Annotated in this window: 18 protein-coding genes; 11 read left to right on the forward strand and 7 right to left on the reverse strand. The window is 74.8% G+C overall.

Annotation, left to right across the window (positions count from 1 at the left end; all coding sequences use genetic code 11):
* Positions 1–154 precede the first annotated feature (154 nt).
* Positions 155–790, reverse strand: coding sequence for a TIGR03085 family metal-binding protein (locus ACIGW4_RS34900; protein ID WP_123451343.1), 636 nt, complete (start codon positions 788–790; stop codon positions 155–157).
* Positions 791–874: 84 nt separating this feature from the next.
* Between ACIGW4_RS34900 and hisI the strand changes: the two genes are divergently transcribed.
* The 11 genes from hisI (at position 875) to lgt (ending at position 10419) form a co-directional block, all read left to right on the forward strand.
* On the forward strand, positions 875–1243 hold the full coding sequence (gene hisI / locus ACIGW4_RS34905) for a phosphoribosyl-AMP cyclohydrolase (protein ID WP_123451341.1): 369 nt from the start codon (positions 875–877) through the stop codon (positions 1241–1243).
* An 11-nt stretch (positions 1244–1254) separates the two neighbouring features.
* Positions 1255–2757, forward strand: a complete 1503-nt coding sequence (locus ACIGW4_RS34910) for an anthranilate synthase component I (protein WP_123451339.1) — start codon at positions 1255–1257, stop codon at positions 2755–2757.
* Between the two features lie 14 nt (positions 2758–2771).
* Positions 2772–3422 carry a TIGR02234 family membrane protein gene (locus ACIGW4_RS34915; protein WP_123451337.1) on the forward strand — a complete coding sequence of 217 codons (651 nt, stop codon included), beginning with the start codon at positions 2772–2774 and terminating at the stop codon, positions 3420–3422.
* A gap of 134 nt (positions 3423–3556) precedes the next feature.
* Positions 3557–3811 (forward strand): HGxxPAAW family protein, encoded by a 255-nt coding sequence (locus ACIGW4_RS34920; RefSeq protein ID WP_123451335.1) that lies wholly within the window; start codon positions 3557–3559, stop codon positions 3809–3811.
* Positions 3812–4191: 380 nt separating this feature from the next.
* A complete protein-coding gene (locus ACIGW4_RS34925; RefSeq protein WP_398712650.1) occupies positions 4192–4650 on the forward strand; it encodes a DUF2752 domain-containing protein in 459 nt (152 codons plus the stop codon).
* 144 nt (positions 4651–4794) lie between these two features.
* Positions 4795–5604 carry an indole-3-glycerol phosphate synthase TrpC gene (gene trpC, locus ACIGW4_RS34930; RefSeq protein ID WP_123451331.1) on the forward strand — a complete coding sequence of 270 codons (810 nt, stop codon included), beginning with the start codon at positions 4795–4797 and terminating at the stop codon, positions 5602–5604.
* 64 nt (positions 5605–5668) lie between these two features.
* A complete protein-coding gene (gene trpM / locus ACIGW4_RS34935) occupies positions 5669–5893 on the forward strand; it encodes a tryptophan biosynthesis modulator TrpM (RefSeq protein WP_398712712.1) in 225 nt (74 codons plus the stop codon).
* 420 nt (positions 5894–6313) lie between these two features.
* Entirely contained in the window at positions 6314–7597 is a 1284-nt protein-coding gene (gene trpB / locus ACIGW4_RS34940) for a tryptophan synthase subunit beta (RefSeq protein ID WP_123451327.1), read from the forward strand.
* Positions 7594–8415 carry a tryptophan synthase subunit alpha gene (trpA, locus tag ACIGW4_RS34945; RefSeq protein ID WP_123451325.1) on the forward strand — a complete coding sequence of 274 codons (822 nt, stop codon included), beginning with the start codon at positions 7594–7596 and terminating at the stop codon, positions 8413–8415. The genes trpB and trpA overlap by 4 nt, the downstream gene beginning before the upstream one ends.
* Before the next feature lie 64 nt (positions 8416–8479).
* Entirely contained in the window at positions 8480–9304 is an 825-nt protein-coding gene (locus ACIGW4_RS34950) for a thioredoxin domain-containing protein (RefSeq protein ID WP_123451323.1), read from the forward strand.
* A gap of 77 nt (positions 9305–9381) precedes the next feature.
* On the forward strand, positions 9382–10419 hold the full coding sequence (gene lgt, locus ACIGW4_RS34955; RefSeq protein ID WP_398712647.1) for a prolipoprotein diacylglyceryl transferase: 1038 nt from the start codon (positions 9382–9384) through the stop codon (positions 10417–10419).
* Between the two features lie 69 nt (positions 10420–10488).
* On the opposite strand, the gene ACIGW4_RS34960 is transcribed toward lgt, so the two are convergent.
* Genes ACIGW4_RS34960 through ACIGW4_RS34985 form a run of 6 tightly spaced genes read right to left on the reverse strand, consistent with a single transcriptional unit; the run spans position 10489 to position 17508 of the window.
* Entirely contained in the window at positions 10489–11364 is an 876-nt protein-coding gene (locus ACIGW4_RS34960) for an HpcH/HpaI aldolase/citrate lyase family protein (RefSeq protein WP_398712645.1), read from the reverse strand.
* On the reverse strand, positions 11361–12599 hold the full coding sequence (locus tag ACIGW4_RS34965; RefSeq protein WP_123451317.1) for a CaiB/BaiF CoA-transferase family protein: 1239 nt from the start codon (positions 12597–12599) through the stop codon (positions 11361–11363). Before ACIGW4_RS34965 ends, ACIGW4_RS34960 begins: the two co-directional genes overlap by 4 nt.
* Entirely contained in the window at positions 12596–13516 is a 921-nt protein-coding gene (gene rbsK, locus ACIGW4_RS34970) for a ribokinase (protein ID WP_399585507.1), read from the reverse strand. The genes ACIGW4_RS34965 and rbsK overlap by 4 nt, the downstream gene beginning before the upstream one ends.
* Complete coding sequence (locus ACIGW4_RS34975) at positions 13513–14895, reverse strand: ADP-ribosylglycohydrolase family protein (RefSeq protein WP_399585510.1); 1383 nt, start codon at positions 14893–14895, stop codon at positions 13513–13515. The genes rbsK and ACIGW4_RS34975 overlap by 4 nt, the downstream gene beginning before the upstream one ends.
* A complete protein-coding gene (locus tag ACIGW4_RS34980; protein ID WP_399585512.1) occupies positions 14892–16043 on the reverse strand; it encodes an ADP-ribosylglycohydrolase family protein in 1152 nt (383 codons plus the stop codon). The genes ACIGW4_RS34975 and ACIGW4_RS34980 overlap by 4 nt, the downstream gene beginning before the upstream one ends.
* The gene (locus ACIGW4_RS34985) at positions 16024–17508 is read right to left on the reverse strand and encodes an ADP-ribosylglycohydrolase family protein (protein WP_399585515.1); all 1485 of its coding nucleotides are present in this window, start codon (positions 17506–17508) and stop codon (positions 16024–16026) included. Before ACIGW4_RS34985 ends, ACIGW4_RS34980 begins: the two co-directional genes overlap by 20 nt.
* Positions 17509–17565 lie beyond the last annotated feature (57 nt).

Genomic DNA, 17565 nt, shown 5'->3' on the forward strand with positions numbered 1-17565 from the left:
CCGCGGGGGGGGCGCCCCCCGCGCGCGGCCCCCCCCCCCCCGCCCGGGGGCCCCCCGGGGGGGGGGGGGGGGGCGGGGGGGGGGCGGCCGCCGCCCCCCCCCCCCCCCCAACCCCCCCCACCGGAGGGTGCCCCGCCGATCGGGCCGGGCGCCCCTAGATCCCCAGCTGCTTCGTCTCCCGCAGCCGCTCGATCGCCTCCGGTTCGCCCTCCAGCGCCACCTTCGCCACGTCCTGGCGGCCGTACAGGTACATCATCAGCTCGCCCGGTTCCCCGGAGGCCGTCACCACCGGGGTGCCCCGGTGCGCCACCGCCGTCTGCCCGTTCGGACGGCGCAGCACCAGGCCCACCGGGGCCCTGCGGCCGAGGATCCGGGCCATCCGCTCCAGCCGGGACCAGAGGGCGTCCGCGAAGACCGGGTCCAGCTCACGGGCCGACCAGTCGGGCTGGGCACGGCGCACGTCCTCCGCGTGCACGTAGAACTCGACGACGTTCGCCCCCTCGTCCACCTGCTTGATGGTGAACGGCGAGAACCGCGGCGGGCCCGTACGGATGAGCCGGATCAGCTCCTCGTACGGCTTGTCGGCGAACTCCGCCTGCACCCGGTCGAGCCGTTCCTTCAGCACCGGCACGAGCGTCCCCGCCGCCGCGTCCGGACGCCGCTCCCGCACCACCACGTGGGCCGCGAGGTCCCGGGTCCGCCAGCCCTCGCAGAGCGTCGGGGCGTCCGGGCCCGCCGCCTCCAACAGATCGGCGAGCAGAAGCCGTTCACGTTTCGCATGGGTCGACATGCCCGCCAGCGTACGACCGGCCCGCCCGGTCCGCCCAGTGGACGCCCGGCCGGACACCGCCCCGGAGCGCGGCACAATGGCCCCATGAGCAGCACGCCCCGGACCCCCAGTGACCTCGACCCGGCCATCGCCGCCCGCCTCAAGCGCAGCCCCGACGGCCTGGTCCCCGCCATCGCCCAGCAGTACGACACGGGTGAGGTGCTGATGCTGGGCTGGATGGATGACGAGGCCCTCCACCGCACCCTCACCACCGGCCGCTGCACCTACTGGTCCCGCAGCCGCAACGAGTACTGGGTCAAGGGCGACACCTCCGGGCACGTCCAGCACGTCAAGTCCGTCGCCCTCGACTGCGACGCCGACACCCTCCTCGTCAAGGTCGACCAGGTCGGCGCCGCCTGCCACACCGGCGCCCGCACCTGCTTCGACGCCGACGTGCTCCCCGTCTCCCAGTAAGGTCCGGTGCCATGGATCTCGAGACCTTCCGCAAGCTGGCGGCAGATCGCCGCGTCATCCCCGTCAGCCGCAGGCTCCTCGCGGACGGCGACACCCCGGTCGGGCTCTACCGCAAGCTCGCCGCCGAACGTCCCGGCACCTTCCTCCTCGAATCCGCGGAGAACGGCCGCAGTTGGTCCCGCTACTCCTTCATCGGGGTCCGCAGCGACGCGACCCTGACGGTCGAGGACGGGCAGGCCCACTGGCTCGGCACCCCGCCTGTCGGCGTCCCCGTCGACGGCGACCCGCTCGCCGCCCTGCGCGCCACCGTGGAGACCCTCCACACCCCGCGCGACCTCGACAGAGTGCTCGGTGGCGGTCTGCCGCCCTTCACCGGCGGCATGGTCGGCTACCTCGGCTACGACATCGTCCGCCGCCTGGAGAGGATCGGCGAGCACGGCCGCGACGACCTGAAGCTCCCCGAGCTGACCATGCTCCTCACCAGCGACCTCGCGGTCCTCGACCACTGGGACGGCTCGGTCCTGCTGATCGCCAACGCGATCAACCACAACGACCTGGAGACCGGCGTCGACGAGGCGTACGCGCACGCCGTCGCCCGCCTCGACGCCATGGAGGCCGACCTGGCCCGCCCGGCCGAGACCGCCCCCGCCGCCCTGCCGCCCTCCGAGCTCCCCGAGTTCTCCGCCCTCTGGGGCGGAAAGGCCTACCAGGACGCCGTCGAGGACATCAAGGAGCGCATCCGCGCGGGCGAGGCCTTCCAGGTCGTGCCCTCGCAGCGCTTCGAGACCCCCTGCACCGCCTCCGCGCTCGACGTGTACCGGGTCCTGCGGGCCACCAACCCGTCCCCGTACATGTACCTCTTCCGCTTCGAGAACGGCTTCGACGTCGTCGGCTCCTCGCCCGAGGCCCTCGTCAAGGTCGAGGACGGGCGGGCCATGCTCCACCCCATCGCCGGCACCCGGCACCGCGGCGCCACCCCGCAGGAGGACCACGACCTCGCCGAGGAACTCCTCGCCGACCCCAAGGAACGCGCCGAGCACCTCATGCTCGTCGACCTCGGCCGCAACGACCTCGGCCGGGTCTGCACGCCCGGCTCCGTGGAAGTCGTCGACTTCATGTCGATCGAGCGCTACTCGCACGTCATGCACATCGTCTCCACCGTCACCGGCGAGGTCGCCGAGGGCCGGACCGCCTTCGACGTCCTCACCGCCTGCTTCCCCGCCGGCACCCTCTCCGGCGCGCCCAAGCCCCGCGCCATGCAGATCATCGAGGAGCTCGAACCCTCCCGGCGCGGCCTCTACGGCGGGTGTGTCGGTTATCTCGATTTCGCCGGGGACGCCGACACCGCCATCGCCATCCGCACCGCCCTGCTCCGCGACGGAACGGCGTACGTGCAGGCCGGAGCGGGTGTCGTCGCCGACTCCGACCCGGTCGCCGAGGACAACGAGTGCCGCAACAAGGCCGCGGCCGTGCTCCGCGCCGTCCACACCGCCAACCGGATGAACGACAAGTGAGCACGTAAGGGATAGTGGGGTACGTGAGTGCCGTACCCGTACCCCAGCCCCGGGCCGCCCGCGCGGCCGTCCCCACCGGCGGCCGCCGCAGCCTGGCCGCGGCCCTCCTCCTCGGCGCCCTCGGCGCCACCGTCGTCCTGCTCTCCGCCGGCCAGATCTGGGCGGAGGGCACCGCGTCCGTCGGCGGCGGCAGCGTCCCCGTCGAGGCCGACGGCGGCACCGTCACCGGCGTGCCGACCGCCCTCGCGATCGTCGGCCTCGCCGCGCTCTTCGCCGTCTTCGCCGTCCGCCGCACCGGGCGCACGCTCGTCGCCGCGCTCCTCGCGCTCAGCGGCGCGGGCGCCGCGCTCGCCGCGCTCCTCGGCGCCTCCGACAGCGCCGCGCTCGACGCCGAGGCCGCCCGCATCAGCGGCGACACCGCCGCCGCCGTCGCCGGGCTCACCCACACCGTCTGGCCGTACGTGACGGCCGCGGGCGCCCTCCTCATCCTGCTCGCCGGCCTCTTCGCCCTCCGCTTCGGCAAGAACTGGCCGGCGATGGGCGGCCGCTACGAGCGCTCCGGCACCCCGCGCGCCGGCCGCAAGGCCCCCACGACCGACCCCGACCGGCCCGAGGACCTGTGGAAGGCCCTGGACCGCGGCGAGGACCCCACCCAGGGCGCGTGAACGGTTCCGCTCGCGACGCGTGATCGTCCGGGCACCCCCGATTCATCCTCGCGCGCCCGCGTGCGGGACAATGAGCGCCGAGTGTCCGCGCACGCGAGACCTCACCATCGAGCAACTGCAACGAGGAGCAACTCATGGCGGGCAGCGCCCACGGACACACCCCGGCCGCCTGGACCGGTGTCATCATCTCCTTCATCGGCTTCTGCATCGCCGGCGTCTTCATGGTGGCCGCCAACGTGCCCGGTTTCTGGGCCGGTGTGGGCGTCATCGTCCTCGGCGGCATCGTCGGCGGCGCGATGAAGGCGGCGGGCCTCGGCATGCCGAAGGAGTCCGCCGAAGTCGCCGCCGCCCGCGAGGCCGCCACCACGACCGCCCGGGCCCGCGCCTGACGCGACACGCCGCATCCGAGGGCGCGGTCCGGCGATGCCGGGCTGCGCCCTCGCGCGTCAGCGGCGAGAATCACCGCGTGGACGCGCAGCCGACGACCGAAGCCGAGACTCCCCCCACCCGCCCGGGTGAACCCCCCCATCCGAATCCGGCCACACCACCCCGGGGGACCGAGACGCCGCCCGCACCACCGGGGGCCGCGCTGACGGCCCCGGCGCCGACCACGCCGCCCGCGCCGCAGGGGGCAGCCCTGACGGGCGCTGCGGGTCCGCCTCCGACGACATCGCCGACGACGTCGAACAGGCCGCCCGCCCCGCCGGGGACCGGCGTCCGGTACGGGGAGCCCGTGCCGCTCGGGCCCGGGGGTCGGCACGGGGAGCCCGTGTCGCAGGAGCCCGCTGCCCGGTGGGGCCACGTGCCCGCCCCTCCGACGGGCCCCGCGCGGTCGCTTCCGCGGCGGCTGACGGCGCCCGTCGCCACCCTCGCCGGGGTCGTCGCCGCGTTCGTCTACGTCGGGGCCGTCGACCCCAACGAACCCGGGCACTACCCCGTCTGCCCGCTCTTCCGCTTCACCGGCCTCTACTGCCCCGGCTGCGGCGGGCTCCGCAGCGCCCACGCCTTCGCCCACGGCGACCTCCCGACCGCCCTCGGTGACAACGCCCTCGCCGTCGTCGGCTACGTGGTCTTCGCCGTCGTCATGGCCGTTTGGCTGGTTCGCGCCGTCCGCGCGGTGCCCATGCGCCTCGCGGTCTCCCCGGTCCTGTGGTGGGGGATCGGGGTCGTCCTCGCCCTCTTCACCCTGGTCCGGAACCTTCCCTTCGGCTCCGCCCTGGCCCCGTGAGCACCTGCGGGGATCCCCCGGGGAGTCCCAGCAGATGGGACGCGTCTCCGGCCGATGCGATTCCCGGGCCGTCCTGCGGATAGGATCGAAGTGGCTGAACCTGGTTCATCATCACCGTCACCGTCCCGGAAGGGGGCCCCTCGCGTGAGTGTGCTCGACGAGATCATCGAAGGCGTGCGCGCCGACCTCGCAGAGCGACAGGCGCGGGTCACCCTCGACGAGCTCAAGGAGCGCGCCGCAAAGGCGCCGCAGGCCAAGGACGGAGTCGCCGCACTGCGCGGCGACGGCGTCAAGGTGATCTGCGAGGTCAAGCGCTCCAGCCCGTCCAAGGGGGCGCTCGCCGCGATCGCCGACCCGGCCGGTCTCGCCGCGGACTACGAGGCGGGCGGCGCCGCCGTCATCTCCGTCCTCACCGAGCAGCGCCGCTTCGGCGGCTCGCTCGCCGACCTGGAGGCCGTCCGCGCCCGGGTGGACATCCCGGTGCTGCGCAAGGACTTCATCGTCACCGCGTACCAGCTCTGGGAGGCGCGGGCGTACGGAGCGGACCTCGCGCTCCTCATCGTCGCCGCCCTGGAGCAGGAGGCGCTGGTCTCCCTCATCGAGCGTGCCGAGTCCATCGGGCTGACCCCGCTGGTCGAGGTCCACGACGAGGAGGAGGTCGAGCGCGCCGTCGACGCGGGCGCCCGCATCATCGGCGTCAACGCGCGCAACCTCAAGACCCTCAAGGTCGACCGCTCCACCTTCGAGCGGGTCGCCCCGGAGATCCCCGCGCACATCGTCAAGGTCGCCGAGTCCGGCGTCCGAGGCCCGCACGACCTCATCGCCTACGCCAACGCGGGCGCCGACGCGGTCCTCGTCGGCGAGTCCCTCGTCACCGGCCGCGACCCGAAGGCCGCCGTCGCCGACCTCGTCGCCGCCGGCGCCCACCCGGCGCTCCGCCACGGGCGGAGCTGACCGCACCATGACCGTCGTCCGCGTCACGCCGACCGTCCGGGGCACCGCCCCGGGCGGTGCGGTCGTGCCCGCGGGCGCCCCGGGCCGCCGCAGCCGGCTCCGTACCGCTGCGGCTCCCGTCTCCAAGCACGCCCCGCTGGCCCGCGGCTGTCGGCCGCGGGGCTGCCGGGCACCCGCCCGCCGCGTCCACGGCCGCCGGGTCCGTTATGTGATCGGCTCCGAGCCGGGGCAGGTCAACGGGATGCGATGGCGCCCGCGCCTCGCGCGCATTCTCACGTACGCCACCTAGCCCCCCGCCGGGCGGCGCCCCCGTCCACCCCCCCCGTGTGGGCAATCGTCCCGCAGGGCGGGACGGGTGGGCACACGGGACGGCGCCCTTCAGCGGCGCCTCCGCGTCCCGCGCCTGAACCCGCACCCCACGTGCGGCACACAGCCCGGTGCGGGTCGGGGCGCGGGAGCCTCTGGCGCCGGCAAGGACGCGGGTCCGTTGTGCCCACCCTCCCCCAAGCTCTCGGCTTCGCTCGAGCAGGGGGGACCCCCTTGCCCCAGCGGAACGACTGCCCACAACGGGCGGGGGCCAGGGCGGGCACCGCCCGGCGGAACGCACGTCCACAACGGACGAGGCTGCCGTACGTGAGTGCGTCGCGCGCATACCGTGACCACCAACCCCACGTATCCGGGGCGCACCCGCCCCGCGAGGAGCATCCGCATGTCCAGCGAGTTCTTCATCCCGGACCTGGAAGGCCAGGTCCCCAGCCCGGAGGGCTACTTCGGCGCCTACGGCGGCAAGTTCATCCCGGAGGCCCTCGTCGCCGCCGTCGACGAGGTCGCCGTCGAGTACGAGAAGGCCAAGGCCGACCCCGAGTTCGCCCGCGAGCTCAACGCCCTGATGGTCGACTACACCGGCCGCCCGAGCGCCCTCACCGAGGTGCCCCGGTTCGCCGAGCACGCCGGCGGCGCCCGGATCTTCCTCAAGCGCGAGGACCTCAACCACACCGGCTCGCACAAGATCAACAACGTGCTCGGGCAGGCCCTCCTGACCAAGCGCATGGGCAAGACGCGGGTCATCGCCGAGACCGGCGCCGGCCAGCACGGCGTGGCCACGGCCACCGCCTGCGCCCTCTTCGGCCTCGACTGCACCATCTACATGGGCGAGATCGACACCCAGCGCCAGGCCCTCAACGTGGCCCGGATGCGGATGCTCGGCGCCGAGGTCGTCGCCGTGAAGTCCGGCAGCCGCACCCTCAAGGACGCCATCAACGAGGCCTTCCGCGACTGGGTCGCCAACGTGGACCGGACGCACTACCTGTTCGGCACCGTCGCCGGCCCGCACCCCTTCCCCGCCATGGTCCGCGACTTCCACCGGGTCATCGGCGTCGAGGCCCGCCGCCAGATCCTGGAGCGCGCCGGACGGCTGCCCGACGCGGCCGTCGCCTGCGTCGGCGGCGGCTCCAACGCCATCGGCCTCTTCCACGCCTTCGTCCCGGACGCGGACGTGCGCCTGATCGGCTGCGAGCCGGCCGGCCACGGCGTCGAGACCGGCGAGCACGCGGCCACCCTCACCGCCGGCGAGCCCGGCATCCTGCACGGGTCCCGCTCCTACGTCCTCCAGGACGAGGAGGGCCAGATCACCGAGCCGTACTCGATCTCCGCCGGACTCGACTACCCCGGCATCGGCCCCGAGCACGCGTACCTCAAGGACAGCGGACGCGGCGAGTACCGCGCCGTCACCGACGACGCCGCCATGCAGGCGCTGCGGCTGCTCTCCCGTACCGAGGGCATCATCCCGGCCATCGAGTCGGCGCACGCCCTCGCCGGGGCCCTGGAGGTCGGCAAGGAGCTCGGCAAGGACGCCCTGCTCCTCGTGAACCTCTCCGGGCGCGGCGACAAGGACATGGACACGGCCGCCCGCTACTTCGGGCTGTACGACACCGACGCCGAGGTGGCCGCGAACGCCGCCGACGTCGCGGAGATCGAGGGGGACGCCAAGTGACCACCGGAAACATCCAGCTGCTCAGCGACACCCTCGCCAAGGCCAAGGCCGAGAACCGGGCCGCGCTCATCGCGTACCTGCCGGCCGGCTTCCCGACCGTCGACGGCGGGATCGCCGCGATCAAGGCCGTCTTCGACGGCGGCGCCGACGTGGTCGAGGTCGGGCTCCCGCACAGCGACCCGGTCCTCGACGGGCCGGTCATCCAGACCGCCGACGACATCGCGCTGCGCGGCGGCGTGAAGATCGCCGACGTCATGCGGACGGTCCGCGAGGCCCACGAGGCCACCGGCAAGCCGGTCCTCGTCATGACGTACTGGAACCCGATCGACCGGTACGGCATCGAGCGCTTCACCGAGGAGCTCGCCGAGGCCGGCGGCGCGGGCTGCATCCTGCCCGACCTGCCGGTCCAGGAGTCCGCCGTCTGGCGCGAGCACGCCGACAAGCACGGTCTCGCGACCGTCTTCGTCGTCGCGCCCAGCAGCAAGGACGAGCGCCTCGCCACCATCACCGCCGCCGGCTCCGGCTTCGTCTACGCCGCCTCGCTCATGGGCGTCACCGGCACCCGCGAGTCGGTCGGAGAGCAGGCCGCCGACCTGGTCCGCCGCACCCGCGCCACCTCCGAACTGCCGGTGTGCGTCGGGCTCGGCGTCTCCAACGCCACCCAGGCGAAGGAGGTCGCCGGCTTCGCCGACGGCGTCATCGTCGGCTCCGCCTTCGTGCAGCGGATCCTCGACGCCGACGGCGACGAGGCGGCCGGACTCACCGCCGTAAGGGAACTGGCGGCCGAACTCGCCGAGGGCGTCCGCCGCGCCCCGTAGCCCGATCGGGTGGATCTGGGACCGGGGAGGCGCGGATGTGCCTCCCCGGTTCGTTGCCTGGGGCGTGAGCGAGAAGAACCGTGGTGACGGTAACCGGAGCGCGCGGGAGCGCCTTCAGCAGCAGCGCGAGCGCGACAAGGCCCGTGAGAAGCAGCGACGCGTCCTGATCGTGTCGGCGGCCGTGGTCGGCGTCCTCGGCCTGGCCGCCGTCGTCGGCGTGATCGCCGCGGGCGGCGACAAGAACAGCGGATCGGACAAGGCGGGACCGGTGGTCGCGCCGACCGCGGCGACGGACGAGGACGGCAAGCCCGCCATCCCCACGGGCAAGGCGGACGCCCCGTCGACGCTCGCGGTCTGGGAGGACTTCCGCTGCCCGGCCTGCGCCCAGTTCGAGAACGTCATGCGGGACTCGATCCACGAGCTGGAGGCCTCCGGCGCGCTCAAGGTCGACTACCACCTCGCCACCCTCATCGACGGGAACATGGGCGGCAGCGGCTCGCTGCGCGCGGCGAACGCGGCGGCGTGCGCCCAGGACGCGGGGAAGTTCACCGCGTACCACGACACGCTCTACGTCAACCAGCCGCCGGAGACGGACGACGCCTACGGGAAGAACGCCAAGCTGATCGAGCTGGCGGCGAAGGTGCCGGGGCTCGACACGCCGGCCTTCCGCAGCTGCGTGAACGACGGCACGCACGACGGCTGGGTGAAGAAGTCGCACGAGGCCTTCCAGAACGGCGGCTTCCGCGGCACCCCGTCCGTCCTCCTCAACGGAGAATCGATCTTCCCGACCAAGGGGAACGAGCAGATCTCCCCGGCGAACCTGAAGAAGTGGGTCGCCGAGGCCAACAAGGGCAAGAAGCCGGGCACCGCCTCCCCGTCGGCGGGCTGACGCGCCGGATTGGTTACCCAGAAGTTGCCGGGCGGGCTGCCGTCCCGCCCTCCCGGCAGGGTAGCGTCGGTCCTGTCATGGACCTTGCCTACATTCCCAGCCCGTCGACCGGCGTGATCCACCTCGGACCGATCCCGCTGCGCGGCTATGCCTTCTGCATCATCATCGGTGTCTTCGTCGCCGTCTGGCTCGGCAACAAGCGCTGGATCGCCCGGGGCGGCACCGCCGGCACCGTGGCCGACATCGCCGTCTGGGCGGTGCCCTTCGGCCTCGTCGGCGGACGCCTCTACCACGTGATCACCGACTACCAGCTGTACTTCAGCGAGGGTGAGAACTGGGTCGACGCCTTCAAGATCTGGGAGGGCGGCCTCGGCATCTGGGGCGCCATCGCGCTCGGCGCGGTGGGCGCCTGGATCGGCTGCCGTCGGCGCGGGATCTCCCTGCCCGTCTACGCGGACGTCATCGCCCCCGGCATCGCCTTCGCCCAGGCCATCGGCCGCTGGGGCAACTGGTTCAACCAGGAGCTCTACGGCAAGCCGACCGACGTGCCGTGGGCCCTGAAGATCACCGAGGGGACGAACCGCGAGGCCGGGCTCTACCACCCGACCTTCCTGTACGAATCCCTGTGGAACGTCGCCGTCGGCTTCCTCGTCATCTGGGCCGACCGCCGCTTCAAGCTCGGCCACGGGCGGGCCTTCGCCCTGTACGTCGCCGCGTACTGCTCGGGCCGCGTGTGGACGGAGGCGCTGCGCGTCGACGAGGCGCACCACATCCTGGGCCTGCGGCTCAACGTGTGGACCGCGATCGTCGTCGGCCTGCTGGCCGTCGTCTACCTGGTGGTCTCGGCCCGCCTCCGGCCGGGCCGCGAGGAGATCGTGGAACCGAGGGCCGCCGAGAAGACCGCCGGGACCGCCGGGAAGACGGACGCCGTCGAGGGCGCCGGGACCGCCGAGGTCACCGAGGCCGCCGACGAGACCGGGACCGCCGACACGGGCGGGACCGCCGAGGACCGGGCCGACGGGCCCGGGGACAAGACCGCCGGGTCCGAGGACGAGGCCAGGAAGACCGAGGGGGACGGCGCCGGTCACGGTGCCGGGTCGGCCGCCAAGAGCTGACCGGGCCGCACGTCGAGGGCCGCCGGGACCGAGAGGTTCCGGCGGCCCTTTCGCGTGCGGGGGTACGGGTCAGCCGGCGCGGGCGGCGAGGGAGAGGACCCGGTGGGCGCCCTCCACCACCGCGGCGTCGACGAAGCGGCCGTTGGGCAGGGCGAGGGCGCCCTGCCCGGTCGCGGCCGCCTCGACCACCTCACGGGCCGCCTCCACCTCCTCCGGGGTGGGGAAGTAGGCGCGTTCGATGACCGGGAGCTGACGGGGATGGATGGCCGCCCGGCCGAAGAAGCCCATGGCCCGGCCCCGGGCGCAGCCGGCCGCCAGCGCCTCCAGGTCGCGGACGTCCGGATGGACGGACTGGGCCGGCGGGGGGAGGGCGGCCGCACGGGCCGCGACCACCACGCGACCGCGCGGCCAGTCCAGGCCGGTGTCCTCCCGCACCCCCAGGTCGGCGCGGAGGTCGGCCTCGCCGAGGGCGATGCCGCGGACGGAGGGATGGGCGGTGGCGATGGCGTGGGCGTGCTCCACGGCGAGGGCGTTCTCCAGGAGCGGGTAGAGGGGCAGGCCCGGGGCGAGGCGGGCGATCCGGTGGATGTCAGTGGCGTGTGTCACCTTGGGTAGACGGAGACCGCAGAGGCCGGGGAGGGGGGCCAGGGTGGGGATGTCGCGCGGGGTGTGGACGCGGACGTGGACCGGGACGGGGTGGACGTCCGCGAGGAGATCGGCCGTGGCGTCGAGGGCGTACGCCTTGCGCTGCGGGGCCACCGCGTCCTCCAGGTCGACGATCACGACGTCGGCGCCGGAGGACAGGGCCTTGCGGACGACCTCGGGGCGGTCGCCGGGGGCGTACAGCCAGGTGAGGGGGGCGAGGGGGCGTGCCGGGGAGGGCGCGCCGGCGGGTTCGCCGGCACGCGTCCGTTCGTCCTCCGCGGGGCCGCTGAGGGGGCTCATACCGCTCCTTGCTCGCGGAGGGCGTCGATCTCGGCGGGGGTGAGGCCGAGTTCGGAGAGGACGGCGCCGGTGTCGGCTCCGTGCGGCCGGCCGGCCCAGCGGATGGCGCCGGGGGTCTCGGAGAGGCGGAAGAGGACGTTCTGCATCTTGATCGTGCCGAGTTCGGGATCCTCCACCTCGGTCACGGTGCGGAGCGCCCGGTACTGGGGATCCTCCACGACGTCCCGGACGTCGTAGACGGGGGCGATGGCCGCCTCCGCCTTCTCGAAGGCCGCCATCGCCTCGTCGCGGGTGCGCCGGGCGATCCAGGCGCCGACCGCCTCGTCGAGGACGTCCGCGTGCTCGGCCCGGCCCGTGCCGTCGGCGAACCACGGCTCGTCGATCAGCTCCGGACGGCCGACGAGCCGCAGCACCCGCTCGGCGATCGACTGGGCGGAGGTGGAGACGGCGACCCAGGAGCCGTCGGCGGTCCGGTAGGTGTTGCGCGGGGCGTTGTTGCGGGAGCGGTTGCCGGTCCGGGGCTGGACGTAACCGAGCTGGTCGTACCAGAGGGGGTGGGGTCCGATGACGGAGAGCATCGGTTCGATGATCGCCATGTCGACGACCTGGCCGCGCCCGGTCGTCGTCCTGGCGGTGAGCGCGGTCATCACCGCGTACGCCGTGGCGAGGGCGGCGATCGAGTCGGCGAGGCCGAAGGGAGGCAGGGTCGGCGGGCCGTCCGGCTCGCCGGTGATCGCGGCGAAGCCGCTCATCGCCTCGGCGAGGGTGCCGAAGCCGGGACGGTGGGCGTACGGACCGAACTGGCCGAAGCCGGTGACCCGGGCCAGGACCAGACGCGGGTTGACGGCGGACAGCTCCTCCCAGCCCAGACCCCAGCGCTCCAGGGTGCCCGGCCGGAAGTTCTCCACGATCACGTCCGCGTCGGCGGCGAGGGCGAGGAGGGTGTCGCGGCCGCCCGGTGAGGACAGGTCGAGGGTGATCGCCCGCTTGTTGCGGCCGAGGACCTTCCACCACAGGCCGACGCCGTCCTTGGCGGGGCCGTGGCCACGGGACGGATCCGGCTTGCGGGGATGCTCGACCTTGACGACGTCGGCCCCGAAGTCGCCCAGCATCATGGCGGCGAGGGGGCCGGCGAAGAGGGTCGCGAGATCCAGGACGCGCAGTCCGTGCAGGGGCGCCGCGGGGTGCGCGGCGGCGGTGGGGTCCGGCGGGGTGGCCGGGGCGTGGACGGTCATACGGCGTCGGCCTCCAGGGTGCCGGGGGAGCGGAAGGCGTCCTCGATCTCGACGCGGTACGGCATCGAGGTCGACGCGCCCTCGCGCCGGACGGAGAGCGCGGCGGCCGTCTGCGCCCAGGCCAGGGCCTCCGGGGCGGGACGGCCCTCGCCGAGGGCCACCGCGAGGGCGCCGACGAAGGTGTCGCCCGCTCCCGTGGTGTCCACGGCCCGGACCCGGGGCGCGGGCACGGCGATCGGCTCGGCCCCGCGCACCGCGTACAGGCTGCCGGCCGCGCCCAGCGTGACGACCACCTCGGGGACGTCCCGCAGCAGGGCCCGGGCGGCCTCGCGCGGGTCGGTGAGCCCGGTGAGGGCGGTGGCCTCGTGCTCGTTCGGCACCAACAGATCGGTCGCGGCGAGGAGTTCCGGCGGAAGCGGCTGCGCGGGAGCGGGGGTGAGGACGGTGCGGACGCCGAGCCGACGGGCGGTGACGGCGCCCTCGACGACGACGGAGAGGGGGAGTTCGAGCTGGAGGAGCAGGGCGTCGGCGGTGCCGATGAGGGCCTCGTCGCCATGGGTGAGGGAGGTGACGGTGCCGTTGGCGCCGGGGACGACGACGATCGCGTTGCGGCCCTCGTCGTCGACGACGACGTGGGCGGTGCCGGAGGGGCCCTCGGAGGTGCGCAGGAGATCGGTGTCCACCGCGCAGTGCTCCAGGGTGGCGCGGAGCCGGGGCCCGAACTCGTCCGCGCCGACCGCGCCGATCATCGCCACCTCGCCGCCCGCGCGGGCGGCGGCGACGGCCTGGTTGGCGCCCTTGCCGCCGGGGATCGTACGGAAGGAGCGGCCGGTGACCGTCTCACCGAGGGCGGGGGCCTTCGGCACGTAGACGACGAGATCCATGTTCGTGCTGCCGAGCACGACGATGCTGGTCATGGGCGTACTGCCTCCAGGTGTGTCAGTTCGGCCAGGGTGTCGAAGCCGATGCCGTCGAAGGACGGCACCGAGGTCGCGAGCCGGTTCTTGAGGGGGGAGGTCCAGCGCTCCGGCAGCCGGTCCGGATGCCCGGCGAGCAGCCCGGCGAGCGAGCCGGCGGTGGCGCCGTTGGAGTCGGTGTCCCAGCCGCCCGAGACCGCCGCGCAGACGGATCGGGAGAAGTCGCCGTCGGCGTGGGTGAGGGCGGCGGCGAGCAGCGCGGCGTTGGGGACGGCATGCACCCAGTGGTACCCGCCGAGTTCGGCGTGCAGCCGGTCGACGACGGTGTCGAAGTCGGTCTCCGCTTCGGCGTACGCGATGCCCCGCCGGACGGCCGCCGCCAGGCGCGAGCGCGGCGGGATCACGGCGAGGCCGGCGGCGAGCGCCTGGTGGACGTCGGCGGTGCCGGTGGCCGCGGCGGCGAGGGCGGCGGCGACGAACATGGCACCGTAGACGCCGTTCGCGGTGTGCGTGAGCACCGCGTCCCGGTGCGCCTGCGCGGCGGCGGCCACCGGGTCGCCCGGGTGGGTCCAGCCGTGGACGTCGGCCCGGATCTGGGCGCCGATCCACTCGCGGAAGGGGTTGCGGCGGACGGCGGTCAGCGGGGGTTCCACGCCGTCCAGGAGGTTGCGGTAGGCGACGCGCTCGGCCGTGAAGGTGCGGCCGGCGGGGAGTTCGTCGAGCCAGAGGCGGGCGACGTCGGCGGTGGTGAAGTCGCGGCCGTACCGCTGGAGGAGCAGCAGGTTGAGGAGGGGGTAGTTGAGGTCGTCGTCCTCGGGCATGCCGTCGATGTTCTCGGCGAGGGAGGTGGCGGCGGAGCGACGGTTCCAGGGATGCGCGGCGAGCAGCTCCGGAGGGACGCCGCGGGCGGTGAACCAGGTGGTGAGGGGCCAGTTGCCGGCGGCGCGGGCGAGGGCGCGGAGGGCTGCCAGGGGGAGCTTCTCGACGGGCTTGCCGAGCAGGCACCCGACGGCGCGACCCAGCCAGGCGGCGTGGAGGCGGTCGCGCAGGGCGGTGTCCCCCGGCTCCGGCCCCACGGGCAGGCCCGCGCCCCGCCGTCCGTCGTGGGCCGTTGCCGCCTGGATCTCGGCGAGGGGGGTCGGCTCCTGGGCCGACAGGGGGGAGGGGAGGGTCGCCAAGGTGTCCAGGAGGTCTTCCGCCAGGGGGCGGAGGTCCGGGCGGGGGGTCGGGGACGCCCCGGCCGACTCCGGGGCCGGGGGGCCGCCCGCCGCCCTCCAGCGGGCCGCCGCCGCGCCCGCGTCCCGCCCGTCCTCCGCGGCCTGGCGGAGTTCGTGGCCCACCAGGTCCTCCGGCTGGACCCAGGTCACGCGGAGGGTCATCGGTCCGCGCTCGTCAGCGTCGCGAAGGCCGATGCGTGGGCTCGGCGGGCGGCGGTGTCCGAGGCGAAGATCTCGCGGGCCACCGCGGCCAGTGCCCTCGCCGGGGCGTGCAGGTCCAGACGGCTCGCCTCCGCCACCTGCTTCGCCCACTCGGAGGGGACGGCCTGTTCGCCGTACAACGCGCCCACGATCGCGCCCGCCATCGTGGCGATCGAGTCGCAGTCGCGGCCGTAGTTGACCGCGCCCAGGACCGTACGCCGGAAGTCGCCCTCGCCGACGAGCAGCATGCCGAGGGCGATCGGGAGTTCCTCGATCGCGTGGAGACGGGAGGGGCGGCGGGCGCCGAGGGAGGGGGAGCGGTAGTCCGGGCCGACCGTGTCGAAGGGGGCCACCGCCCTGCGGAGGGGGGCGAGGGCGGACTCGAAGTCCGTGTGGACGGAGGCCACTTCGGCGACCGCCTCGATCGCCGCGCGCGTGCCGTCCTTCGCCAGGGACAGGGCCGTCTCGACCACGGACGCCGGTGTCGCGCCCGGCGCGCACGCCGCGGCGACCGCCGCCGCGAAGACACCCGCCGCCTCCCGGCCGTACGAGGACTGGTGCGCGCCCGTCAGGTCGATCGCCTCGGCGTAGGCGGCCGCCGGGTGGGCGGCGTTGACCAGGCCGACGGGCGCCATGTACATCGCCGCCCCGCAGTTGACGACGTTGCCGTTGCCGGCCTCGCGCGGGTCGACGTGGCCGTAGTGGAGCCGGGTCACGATCCACTTCTCGGCGAGGAAGATCCGCTGGAGGGGCAGCGCCTCGGCCTCCAGTTCCGGGATCCAGACGGGGGCGCCCATGAGTTCGGGGACGAGGTGGTCCGCGACCGCGTACGCGTCGAGGTGGCCGCGGACCTTCTCGTACACCCGGATCAGCGCGTGGGTCATCAAGGTGTCGTCGGTGACGTGCCCGTCGCCCTTGTGGTACGGCGCGATGGGGCGGGCGGTGCGCCAGTCGCCGCCGTTCCAGGGGCCGACGATCCCGGTGACGCGGCCGCCGTGGCGTTCCAGGATCTGCTCGGGGGTGTAGCCCTCGACGGGGCCGCCGAGCGCGTCGCCGACGGCGGCCCCGAGGAGGCTTCCGGTGATCCGGTCATCCAGTGTGGGTGTCATGTCGGAATTGTCCACCTGGGGCGGCCGGTTCCGTGGCTCCCAGCAGCCCGGCGAGTTCCACCAGGTCCGTGCCCGCGAGCCGGGGCAGCGCGCAGCCCGCGAGCGTCCTGCACGCCTCGCGCCAGCTCGCCGGGACCGAACGGCCGCCGCCCAGCGCGCCGGTGAGCGCGCCCGCCAGCGCCGGGGCCGAGTCGGCGACCCGGGAGAGGCAGGCGGCGGCCGGTACCGCCGCCGTCATCTCGCCCCGGGCGGCGGTGGCGAGGGCCAGGGCGACCGGGACGGTCTCGGCGGCGGCGATGCCGTAGCTGTAGACGTGGTCCACGATCTGGTGCTCCAGGAGCGGGACGAGCTCGAAGGCCGAGTCGGCGGCCCGGGCCAGCTCCACGGCGTGCCGGGCGTTGCGGCCGATCTCGGTGGCGGGCGGGAGTTCGGCGAGCGCCGCCGCGACGGCCTCGTCGACCGCCGCCCCGCCGAGGGCCGCGGCGACGGCCGCCGCCGTCGCCCGGGCGCCGTGGACGCCGTCGCCGTCCTGCGTGTACCGGGCGTCGAACTCGGCGAGTTCGGCGGCTGCGCCGGGGGCGCCCGGGTGGACCAGGGCCAGGACGGCGGCCCGGACGCAGGCCGCGTCGTCGAAGTAGTGCGGGTTGTCGTGGCCGGTCGCCGGAGGGCGCAGGCCGGTGGCGAGGTTGCCGAGGCCCGCGCGCACCGAGATCCGGGCGCGGAGGGGGAGCACGGCCGACTCGACCTCCGGGGCGCGGTCGGCCGCGGCGGCGATCTGCCCGGCGAGGGCGTTCCAGGCGAGGTCGACGGCGGCGCGGAGCCGGCGGTCCTGGGGGAGGCCGGCGAAGACCGGGCCGGCTGCGGCGAGGACGGCCTCGGCGGTGAAGGCCGCCCACTCGGCGTCGTCGGAGGGGCCGAGGCGGAGGGGCTCGGGGGGTTGGTTGAGGGCGATGGGGACGGGGAGGGTGGTCGTCGCGTTCTCCTCGGCGAAGGTGTCGAGTTCGCGGGTGAGACGGCGGGTCCATTCGGGCATGCGGGCGGCGCGGTGCCGTGCGGCGGGCCAGCCGGCGGCGTCGCCTGCGGCGATGCCGAGGAGGAGGCCCTCGACCCTGTCGCGGGTCGGTCTGGCCCGGGCGGCCGGCGCCGGGACCTCGTGGGCGCCGCCCCAGGAGCCGGTTCCCCGTACGGGTGCGGGGGCCTGGAACGCGTCGACGGCCGGGGCGCTGCCGGGGGCCGGTGCCGGGGCCAGGGGCTGGAGCGCGTCGACCGCCGGCGTGCCGCCCGGCACCGGGGCCGGGTGCAGGAGGGCGTCGACCATGGGGGCGGTGCCCGGCACCGGGACCGGGTCCCGCGGGGCGTCGGTCGCCGGTGTGCCGTCCGGCACCGGGGCCGGGTGCAGGAGGGCGTCGACCGCCGGGACGGTGCCCGGCAGCAGGGCGTCGACCGCCGGGACGGTGCCCGGCACCGGGGGCTGTGCCCACCCTCCCCCAAGCTCTCGGCTTCGCTCGAGCAGGGGGGACCC

The sequence above is a fragment of the Streptomyces sp. NPDC053513 genome (assembly GCF_044544765.1).
Classification (GTDB): domain Bacteria; phylum Actinomycetota; class Actinomycetes; order Streptomycetales; family Streptomycetaceae; genus Streptomyces; species Streptomyces litmocidini.